Source organism: Planococcus sp. ISL-110 (assembly GCF_018613575.1).
GTDB lineage: Bacteria > Bacillota > Bacilli > Bacillales_A > Planococcaceae > Planococcus.
Genome location: NZ_JAGGPX010000003.1, coordinates 127,723 through 137,640, shown reverse-complemented (window position 1 = coordinate 137,640; position 9,918 = coordinate 127,723). Strand labels below are relative to the sequence as shown.

8 protein-coding genes are annotated in these 9,918 nt (G+C 48.2%); all 8 read left to right on the top strand.

The features are described from left to right. Positions 1–181 precede the first annotated feature (181 nt). Positions 182–2,509 carry an endopeptidase La gene (gene lon / locus J7I83_RS01115; RefSeq protein ID WP_215098840.1) on the top strand — a complete coding sequence of 776 codons (2,328 nt, stop codon included), beginning with the start codon at positions 182–184 and terminating at the stop codon, positions 2,507–2,509. Continuing rightward, positions 2,506–3,090 carry a ribosome biogenesis GTP-binding protein YihA/YsxC gene (yihA, locus tag J7I83_RS01110; protein WP_215098839.1) on the top strand — a complete coding sequence of 195 codons (585 nt, stop codon included), beginning with the start codon at positions 2,506–2,508 and terminating at the stop codon, positions 3,088–3,090. The genes lon and yihA overlap by 4 nt, the downstream gene beginning before the upstream one ends. Before the next feature lie 405 nt (positions 3,091–3,495). After that, positions 3,496–4,869, top strand: a complete 1,374-nt coding sequence (hemA, locus tag J7I83_RS01105; protein ID WP_215098838.1) for a glutamyl-tRNA reductase — start codon at positions 3,496–3,498, stop codon at positions 4,867–4,869. Positions 4,870–4,953: 84 nt separating this feature from the next. After that, entirely contained in the window at positions 4,954–5,784 is an 831-nt protein-coding gene (gene ccsA, locus J7I83_RS01100) for a cytochrome c biogenesis protein CcsA (RefSeq protein WP_215098837.1), read from the top strand. Between the two features lie 17 nt (positions 5,785–5,801). Further along, positions 5,802–6,731 carry a hydroxymethylbilane synthase gene (gene hemC / locus J7I83_RS01095; protein ID WP_215098836.1) on the top strand — a complete coding sequence of 310 codons (930 nt, stop codon included), beginning with the start codon at positions 5,802–5,804 and terminating at the stop codon, positions 6,729–6,731. Further along, positions 6,724–7,425, top strand: a complete 702-nt coding sequence (locus tag J7I83_RS01090) for a uroporphyrinogen-III synthase (RefSeq protein ID WP_215098835.1) — start codon at positions 6,724–6,726, stop codon at positions 7,423–7,425. Before hemC ends, J7I83_RS01090 begins: the two co-directional genes overlap by 8 nt. Then, on the top strand, positions 7,422–8,405 hold the full coding sequence (hemB, locus tag J7I83_RS01085; RefSeq protein WP_215098834.1) for a porphobilinogen synthase: 984 nt from the start codon (positions 7,422–7,424) through the stop codon (positions 8,403–8,405). Before J7I83_RS01090 ends, hemB begins: the two co-directional genes overlap by 4 nt. Then, on the top strand, positions 8,402–9,688 hold the full coding sequence (gene hemL, locus J7I83_RS01080) for a glutamate-1-semialdehyde 2,1-aminomutase (protein WP_215098833.1): 1,287 nt from the start codon (positions 8,402–8,404) through the stop codon (positions 9,686–9,688). Before hemB ends, hemL begins: the two co-directional genes overlap by 4 nt. Positions 9,689–9,918: the final 230 nt, after the last annotated feature.

Here is a 9,918-nt window from a genome sequence, read left to right as displayed (position 1 = left end):
AAAGCGGAAGCGGCCGTTTAACCCCGACAAGCGCTGGAAGCCTTACCGGTAATGGCGTTCTTTAGCCATTGCTGGAAAGGGTGAAGCGACTCGAGGAGCTGGCCGCTGAAGCTGGACAATGAAAAGTACATCCGTAGGCTACAAATTCTTGTTGAAAATATTCCCGGAGGTGACTTCCCACATGGCTAAGAAAAAAGTAACAAAACGTGTGCCTTTATTACCGTTGCGAGGACTTCTTGTATTCCCGACGATGGTGTTGCATATTGACGTCGGTCGTGAACGATCCGTAGCTGCGCTGGAACAGGCATTGCTGGAAGACAATATCGTCTTTTTGGCTACCCAAAAAGACATGAGCACTGAGCAGCCTGAAAAGGACGATCTGCATAAGATCGGCACTTTGGCATACGTCAAGCAGATGTTGAAATTGCCGAATGGCACAATCCGCGTACTGGTTGAAGGCCTGGAACGTGGACAAATGAAAAATTACGAAGAAGCTGACAATTTCACCGTTGTTGAAGTGACGTCTTTCCCGGATGAAACGGAGAGAGACGCTGAGCAGGATGCCTTGATGCGTTTGTTGCTGGAGCATTTCGAAAACTACTCAAAAAGCTCCAAAAAAGTCAGCACAGAAACCTACAATACGGTAGCGGATATCGAAGAGCCGGGCCGTTTGGCGGACATGGTCGCTTCTCATCTTTCCATGAAAGTGGCTGCCAAGCAGGAAGTACTGGAAACGTTTGATATCAGCAAGCGATTAGAGTTGTTGATTACGCGTTTGCACAGCGAGCAGGAAGTAGTGGATTTGGAAAAACGGATCAACCTTCGTGTGAAAAAAGCGATGGAGCAAACACAAAAAGAATTTTATTTGCGCGAGCAGATGAAAGCGATTCAAACCGAGCTTGGCGACAAAGACGGCAAATCAGCTGAAGTGGTCGACCTGAAAAAACGGATCGAAGAAGCCAAGATGCCTGAATCTACTGAAAAAGTGGCTCTTAAAGAGCTTGATCGCTACGAAAAACTGCCTTCCGCAGCTGCAGAAAGCGGCATTATCCGCAACTACATTGAGTGGCTGGTGACAATTCCGTGGTCAAAAGCGACAGAAGACCGTCTGGATATCAAATATGCAGAAGAAGTCCTGGACCGCGACCACGATGGACTGGAAAGCGTCAAAGAACGCGTCTTGGAATACCTGGCTGTCCAGCAGATGACCAACTCCCTGCGCGGCCCTATTCTTTGCCTTGTCGGACCTCCGGGTGTCGGGAAAACTTCTCTCGCGAAATCGATTGCTGAATCGCTGGACCGCAACTTTGTCCGCGTTTCACTCGGCGGCGTCCGTGATGAGTCGGAAATCCGTGGCCATCGCCGGACGTATGTCGGTGCGATGCCAGGCCGTATTATCCAAGGGATGAAAAAAGCAGGCACCGTGAATCCCGTCTTCCTTTTGGATGAAATCGATAAGATGTCGAATGATTTCCGGGGCGATCCGTCTTCTGCGATGCTGGAAGTGTTGGATCCGGAACAAAATAATTCATTCAGTGACCATTACGTAGAAGAAACCTATGACCTGTCCAATGTGCTGTTCATTGCCACGGCCAACGATCTGGGATCGATTCCTGGACCGCTGCGCGACCGCATGGAAGTCATTTCGATTGCCGGTTATACGGAAGTCGAAAAACAGATGATCGCGAAAAACCATTTAGCGCCGAAGCAATTGAAGGAACACGGATTAACGGAAGAACAGCTGCAGTTTGAAGACGAAGCCTTACTCAATATCGTCCGCTACTATACGCGTGAAGCCGGTGTCCGTGGACTGGAACGCCAGATCGCTTCTATCTGCCGCAAGGTGACCAAACAGATCATTTCGAAAGAAAAAGAGCATGTGGCTGTCGGAGCAGCGGAAGTCGAGTCTTATCTTGGCAAACGCAAATTCCGTTACGGCATGGCAGAGACAGAAAACCAGATCGGCGTTGCGACAGGACTTGCCTATACAACGGTCGGGGGAGATACACTTCAAATCGAAGTTTCGCTGTCTGCCGGTAAAGGAAAACTGCAATTAACAGGTAAATTGGGTGACGTCATGAAGGAATCCGCACAGACGGCGTTGTCGTTTGTCCGTGCCCGTGCTGAATCCCTGGGAATCGATCCGAATTTCCATGAGTCGCACGATATCCACATTCACGTTCCAGAAGGCGCTGTTCCAAAAGACGGCCCTTCAGCGGGTATTACCATTGCAACAGCATTGGTTTCCGCTTTGACCAAACGCCCGATCCGCCGTGAAGTCGGTATGACAGGTGAAATCACACTTCGCGGCCGTGTGTTGCCGATTGGCGGAATCAAAGAGAAAACCTTGAGCGCCCACCGTGCAGGCCTGAAGACCATCATCCTGCCGCTTGATAACGAGCGGGACCTGGAAGATATCCCAGAATCAATCCGCGAAGAACTGACCTTTAAACTGGTTTCTCAAGCGGACGAGGCATTGGAAATTGCCTTAGAAGGAGAAAATGAATGAAAGTTAATAATGTAGAGCTAGTAATCAGTGCCGTCCGCCCGGATCAGTATCCGGAAGACGGCCTGCCGGAATTCGCTTTAGCCGGACGGTCAAACGTCGGCAAATCGTCTTTTATCAATAAAATGATCGGCCGCAAAAGCATGGCCCGCATTTCATCCAAACCCGGCAAGACACAGACCTTGAACTTCTACAAAATCGAAGAAAAACTTTTTTATGTCGATGTTCCTGGATATGGTTATGCCAAAGTATCGAAAAGCGAACGCGAAGCATGGGGCAAGATGATCGAACGCTATATCACGGACCGCGAGCCATTGCGCGCAGTCATCCAGATCGTCGATTTGCGCCATCCGCCAAGCCGAGACGATATCGCCATGTATGACTTTATGAAGCATTTTGAGATTCCATGCATCGTCATCGCGACCAAAGCGGACAAAATTCCTAGAGGCAAATGGGACAAGCACAAGAAGATTGTCCGCACAACTTTGGACATGGACAAATCCGACCCGCTGATCATCTTTTCATCCGAAACCGGACTTGGCAAAGACGAAGCGTGGCAGGAAATTGAAAGCAGAATGGAATAAATTCCAAGCGCAGCCTCCGGGTTGCGCTTTTTTTTGTGAAGAGGGAATTTGATTCTAAATAGGCTATTCCGCTAGTTTGTTACATCTCTTATATAGGGAAATAAGAAGATATGACTTTTTATTAGAAGAATGAGCAGCAAAGAGAAGAGAGCGGCTGAAGCCGTTCCCCCGGAAAGCGTCCACCTGGAGCGAATTCTCTACCCTACGATACCTGGAGTTAACAGGTAATTCTGACTAAGAGCGTTATACTTGTCGATGCGAAATACCTTTGCTAGTATTAGTTTATAATAATTATAAAGAAGCACTATATTCATGTCTTGTTCACAATTTCAAAAGCATATTAAAGCTGATAAGTGTTATACTAAGTTCATATGAAATATTGAACGTGAAAGGTGTTTTGTACCCATGCATACAATAGTCGTTGGGGTGAATTATCGTTCTGCACCCGTGGAAATCCGTGAAAAGCTATCATTTATCGAAAATGAGCTGCCACAGGCGATGCAGGCGTTAAAAGAACAAAAAAGCATATTGGAGAACGTCATCGTTTCCACCTGCAACCGGACGGAAATCTATGCGGTCGTGGATCAGCTTCACACAGGAAAGTATTATGTGAAGCAGTTTCTTGCCGATTATTTTGGCCTCCCGCAAGAAGCGATTTCGCAGTACTTATTTGTCCATGAGCAGGATCAGGCAGTTGAGCACTTATTCCGTGTAACGGCCGGCATCGATTCGATGGTTCTGGGCGAAACGCAGATTCTGGGCCAAGTAAAAAGCAGCTTTCTTGCAGGCCAGGAACACGGAACGACCGGGACAGTGTTCAATCAACTGTTCAAACAAGCCGTAACCTTGGCGAAAAGAGCTCATTCTGAGACAGCCATCGGCGAAAATGCAGTATCTGTATCGTACGCAGCGGTTGAACTTGGCAAGAAGATTTTTGGCACGCTTAAAAACAAGCATGTTGTCATCCTTGGCGCCGGAAAAATGGGCGAATTGGCGATCAAAAACCTGCAAGGCAGCGGCGCTGACCGTGTAACGGTCATTAACCGGACCTTCGAGAAGGCTGAACTGCTCGCCGGCAAATTCGGCGGCAACGCAAAACCTTTAAACCAATTGCAATGCGCATTGCTTGAAGCGGATATCCTGATTTCATCAACGGGATCGGCTGACTTTGTCATCGATCTTGAATTGATGCAGTTTGTGGAGAAGCTTCGCAAAGGCAAGCCCTTGTTTATGGTGGATATAGCAGTACCGCGTGATATGGATCCGCGCATCGGCGATTTGCCGAATGTCTTCTTATATGACATCGATGACATGCAGGGAATTGTGGAAGCGAATTTGGCAGAGCGTGAACGCGCAGCTGGCCAAATCATGACCATGATCGACCAGGAAGCCATTCAGTTTAACGACTGGCTGACAACGCTTGGCGTTGTACCGGTAATTTCTGCGCTTCGCCAAAAAGCACTTGGCATACAGGCTGAGACGATGGCGAGCATTGAAAACAAAATGCCGGATTTAACTGAACGTGAAAAGAAAATTCTCAACAAACATACCAAATCGATCATCAATCAATTACTGAAGGATCCGATTCTGCAGGCGAAGGAAATGGGCGGAGCGCCTAAATCACGTGAGCAATTGGAATTATTCATGCAAATCTTTGGAATCGAAGATGAAGTTGAACAGGAAATTGAAAAACAATCGAAAGCACCACAACAGAAAACGGATAAAGCCGTTCTTCAAACCCAGCAATCAACAACTGAAACTCCCGGATATTCATTTTAAGATTTCTTAAAGAGGCGTTTTCGAATCTATATGTTAAAATGTAGATACGGAACGCCTTTAACTATGGAAACGAAGGGGAATGGGATGGCTGATATAACAATGGCAAGGCTGCACGAAGCTATGGTTATTCTATATGCTGTCAGCCTTGTTTTTTATTTTATAGATTACTTATATAAAGAGAAGAAAGCCAGTCGGATTGCGATGACGCTGCTCGGCATTGTCTGGGTACTGCAAACCATATTCCTGAGCTTATACATTATTGAAACCCAGCGATTCCCGATATTGACCTTGTTTGAAGGCATTTATTTCTATGCCTGGCTGCTGGTGACATTGTCGCTCGTCCTGAGGATTTTTTACCGTTTTGACTTTGCTGTATTTTTCATCAATATCATCGGGTTCATCTTTATGACGATTCATACATTTGCGCCGGTCCAGATCGAACGCTCACCTATCGGGGAAGCACTGGTGTCGGAATTACTGTTTATCCACATCAGCTTCGCGATTTTGTCCTATGTGGCTTTTTCTTTGTCGTTCGTCTTTTCGGTGCTTCATATGATCCTGTACAGGATGTTGAAGCAGAAGAAATGGACAAAACAATGGAGCAGTCTGCCGTCACTCGGCCAAACCCAGCAATTCATGACGATTTCAATTCTTGTCGGCATTTCGCTGCTGTTCGTGTCATTGGTGCTGGGGCTGCAATGGGCGTATATTTCACTTGCTGATTTTTCGTTATTCGACATGAAAATCGTCGGGTCGTTCATCCTGCTGGTGGTATACAGCTTTATACTGTGGTGGCATCGCAAGGGCTCTTTGAACGGCATGAATTATGCCTTGGCCCATGCTTATGCATTTTTATTGCTGCTGATCAATTTCTTTTTGGGCAGCCGATTATCTGAATTTCATTTTTGGTATTAAGGAAAGGTAGGATTCATTTGAGAAAAATTATTGTAGGTTCAAGAAGAAGCAAGCTGGCGTTGACACAAACCAACCAGTTTATCGAGAAACTAAAAGCGGCAGGAGCGCCTTTTGAATTTGAAATCAAGGAAATCGTCACTAAAGGCGACCGCATCGTCGACGTAACGCTATCGAAAGTCGGCGGCAAGGGCTTATTCGTCAAAGAAATCGAACAGGCGCTTGTTGACCATGAAATCGATTTTGCTGTCCACAGCATGAAGGATATGCCATCTGCATTGCCTGAAGGCCTAGCAATCGGCTGTATACCAGATCGTGAAGATCCACGTGACGCATATATTGCAAACGGCCATGTAAAATTAATGGAGCTTCCGGTTGGAGCGGTTGTTGGAACCAGCAGCCTGCGCCGCAGTTCACAACTCCTACTGCTGCGTCCGGACCTTGACATTCAATGGATCCGCGGCAACATCGATACGCGCCTTTCAAAACTGGGAGCGGGCGATTTTGACGCCATCATTTTAGCGGCAGCCGGTTTGAAACGGATGGGTTGGAAAGATGACTTGGTTACCGAATTCATGGAAGTTGATGCATGCCTGCCGGCTATCGGTCAAGGTGCTTTGGCAATCGAATGCCGTGAAGAAGACACGGAACTTTTGGCTGAACTGGCTAAAGTCAATGATGAAAACACCGCATTGGCAGTCAGCGCAGAACGCAAATTCCTTCGGGATATGGATGGCAGCTGCCAAGTGCCGATTGCGGGCTATGCGACGGTCAACGATGGAGAAATCACCTTTACTGGACTGATTTCTTCACCAGAAGCCGATCAAGTATTCAAGGAAATGTCCATCAGCCGAGACCCGATCGAAGCTGGCCGTGTAGTAGCTGAGAAAATCACTGCACAAGGTGGCTATGACCTGATCCAGCGCGTCAAAGCCGAGAGCAATGTCTAAGGAAAAACAGTTGCTCGCAGGCGAAACAATCGTTTTCACCGGCTCCAGAGAACCGGTGGAAGCGTTTCGCCATGCGCAATCGCTGGGAGCGGAAACGCTTTACCTGCCACTTGTTACAACTTCAATCCGCCAGTCGGAAAAGCCCGATTTTAATGGTTACGACTGGCTGATTTTCACGAGCCGCACCAGCGCACAGGCGTTTTGCCAGCTTCATGAAACCATACAGGCGAAAATTGCGGCGGTTGGGGACCAGACAGCTGCTGTTCTGCAGCAGCATGGCTACACCCCCGAGTTTATTCCGCAGATTTTCAGCGCCGACCATTTTATTCAGGAATTTCCTGCTATTGCTGGAAATGCCAAATGCCTCTTCATCAAAGGATCCATGGCGAAAAATACCATCGCCTCGATGCCGATGCAGGTGGATGAATGGACGGTCTACGACACGGTCCTGAATCTGGAAAACGCCGAAAAACTGGTGGGGCTGGAAAACATCATCATTCTTTTTGCCAGCCCTTCTGCTGTGTCGGCTTACCGTCAGGCAGGGGGCAACTGGTCGAATATCCGCACCGCTGCAATTGGCCATGTCACGAAACAAGCCATTTTAGCAAACGGTGGAACGGTGGATTTTACTCCTGAAAAATATACTTATATAGAAGTCATCAACGAAATAGCGAAAGGAAGTTTGTCGAAATGAAAGAATTGAATTTTAACCGTCACCGCCGTTTGCGCGGTTCAGCCAATATCCGGTCAATGGTCCGCGAAACGAGCTTGCATAAAGAGGATTTCATTTATCCGATTTTTGTTGTCGAAGGCGAGAACATCAAACATGAGATTTCGTCGATGCCGGGTGTTTTCCATTTTTCACTGGATAAATTGGGCGAAGAACTGGACGAAGTCGTTGATCTTGGAATTCCTTCCGTCATTCTTTTCGGCGTACCGAACGACAAAGACGCACTCGGCACGCAGGCTTACCACGACCACGGCATCACCCAGGAAGCGATCCGATTCGCAAAAGAACGCCATCCTGAATTGCTGGTCATCGCTGATACCTGCCTATGCCAATACACCGATCACGGCCATTGCGGCGTAATCGAAAACGGCGTCATCCTGAACGACGAATCGCTTGATCTATTGGCGCGCACGGCCGTGTCCCAGGCAAAAGCCGGGGCTGACATCATCGCACCATCGAATATGATGGACGGTTTTGTGGCAGCGATCCGTTACGGACTGGACCAGGCCGGATTTGAAAATACGCCGATCATGTCTTATGGCGTCAAGTATTCATCCGCTTATTACGGACCATTCCGTGAAGCGGCTCACAGCACGCCTCAATTCGGCGACCGCAAAACTTATCAGATGGATCCGGCAAACCGCATGGAAGCCTTGCGTGAAGCAACTTCCGATGTCCAGGAAGGCGCAGATTTCATGATTGTCAAACCGGCGCTGTCGTATTTGGACATCATCCGCGAAGTCCGCGATAATTTCGATATTCCGATTGTCGCCTACAACGTATCAGGCGAGTATGCCATGGTCAAAGCAGCTGCAGCAAACGGCTGGATCGACGAAGAGAAAATCGTTTTGGAAACGCTACTTAGCATGAAGCGCGCAGGAGCGGATATCGTCATGACGTATCACGCAAAAGATGCAGCACGCTGGTTGGAGGGAACCAAATGACATACGAAAAATCATTGGCAGCATTCACTGAAGCAAAAACATTAATGCCGGGCGGCGTCAACAGCCCGGTCCGTGCCTTTAAATCGGTCAATATGGACCCGATTTTCATGCAATCCGGCAGCGGAGCAACCATTACCGACATTGACGGCAACACGTACATCGATTACGTCCTGTCATGGGGGCCGCTGATTTTGGGCCATGCCCATCCGGAAGTGGTGGAAGCGATTCAGGAAACAGCAGCACTCGGCACGTCATTCGGCGCACCGACTGTCCTGGAAAACACCATGGCGAAACTTGTCATGGAACGCGTGCCATCGATTGAAATGGTCCGCATGGTATCGTCCGGAACAGAAGCGACGATGAGCGCATTGCGCGTGGCGCGCGGCTATACCGGACGCGACAAAATCCTGAAATTCGAAGGCTGCTACCACGGCCACGGCGACAGCCTGTTGATCAAAGCAGGTTCAGGCGTTGCGACTTTAGGTTTGCCGGATTCACCGGGCGTTCCAGAGTCGATTGCCAAAAACACCATTACGGTTCCGTACAACGACCTCGAAAGCCTGCGACTGGCTTTCAAGGAATTCGGCGACGACTTGGCTGCAGTTATTGTTGAGCCGGTGGCCGGCAATATGGGCGTTGTGCCGCCAAACGAAGGCTTCTTGCAGGAGCTGCGCAATCTGACAAAAGAAAACGGCACGATTCTGATTTTTGATGAAGTCATGACCGGTTTCCGCGTTGGCTTTAATTGTGCACAGGGCTATTTCGGCGTTACACCGGACATGACTTGCCTCGGCAAAGTTATCGGTGGCGGTTTGCCGGTCGGCGCGTTCGGCGGCAAGCGTGAAATCATGCAGCAGGTCGCACCAAGCGGTTCGATCTACCAGGCAGGCACTTTGTCCGGCAATCCGCTGGCGATGCGCGCAGGTTTTGAAACTTTGTCCCGCTTGACGGAAGAAAGCTACGAATTCTTTATCGAACGCGGCGATCAGCTTGAAAAAGGCTTCCGGGAAGCGGCGACGAAATACAATATCCCGCATACCGTCAACCGTGCCGGTTCGATGATTGGTTTCTTCTTCACCAACAAAGACGTGGTCGATTTTGAAACAGCAAAAACTTCGGACACTGATCTGTTCGCGGATTATTACCGCTTGATGGCGGAAGAAGGCATCTTCCTGCCGCCGTCCCAGTTTGAAGGCATGTTCTTATCGACTGCCCATACGGAAGAGCATATTGCGAAAACCGTGGAAGCATTCCATACCGTGTTTGCTAAATTGGCACGCTAATAAAGTTTAATAGTATTCGTTATTTACGGATATTCCGCTGTGTTGCTCCATATCTTTTATGTAGAAGTAATAAAAGATAGGCTGGCTTCACGGAATAGTTTATGATTTTTCTATAATAGGGAATTTTTTTAATTTAATATATTCAAAAACGCTGAAGCGTCTGGATAATCCGGATGCTTCAGCGTTTTTTTTATTTTCGGGAATTTTTAATGGAATGACTGCATCAAGAA

Coding starts and splice junctions, on each gene's coding strand:
- hemL (WP_215098833.1), top strand. CDS start 8,402: ATGACATACGAAAAATCATTGGCAGCATTCACTGAAGCAAAAACATTA.
- lon (WP_215098840.1), top strand. CDS start 182: ATGGCTAAGAAAAAAGTAACAAAACGTGTGCCTTTATTACCGTTGCGA.
- J7I83_RS01090 (WP_215098835.1), top strand. CDS start 6,724: ATGTCTAAGGAAAAACAGTTGCTCGCAGGCGAAACAATCGTTTTCACC.
- yihA (WP_215098839.1), top strand. CDS start 2,506: ATGAAAGTTAATAATGTAGAGCTAGTAATCAGTGCCGTCCGCCCGGAT.
- hemB (WP_215098834.1), top strand. CDS start 7,422: ATGAAAGAATTGAATTTTAACCGTCACCGCCGTTTGCGCGGTTCAGCC.
- ccsA (WP_215098837.1), top strand. CDS start 4,954: ATGGCTGATATAACAATGGCAAGGCTGCACGAAGCTATGGTTATTCTA.
- hemA (WP_215098838.1), top strand. CDS start 3,496: ATGCATACAATAGTCGTTGGGGTGAATTATCGTTCTGCACCCGTGGAA.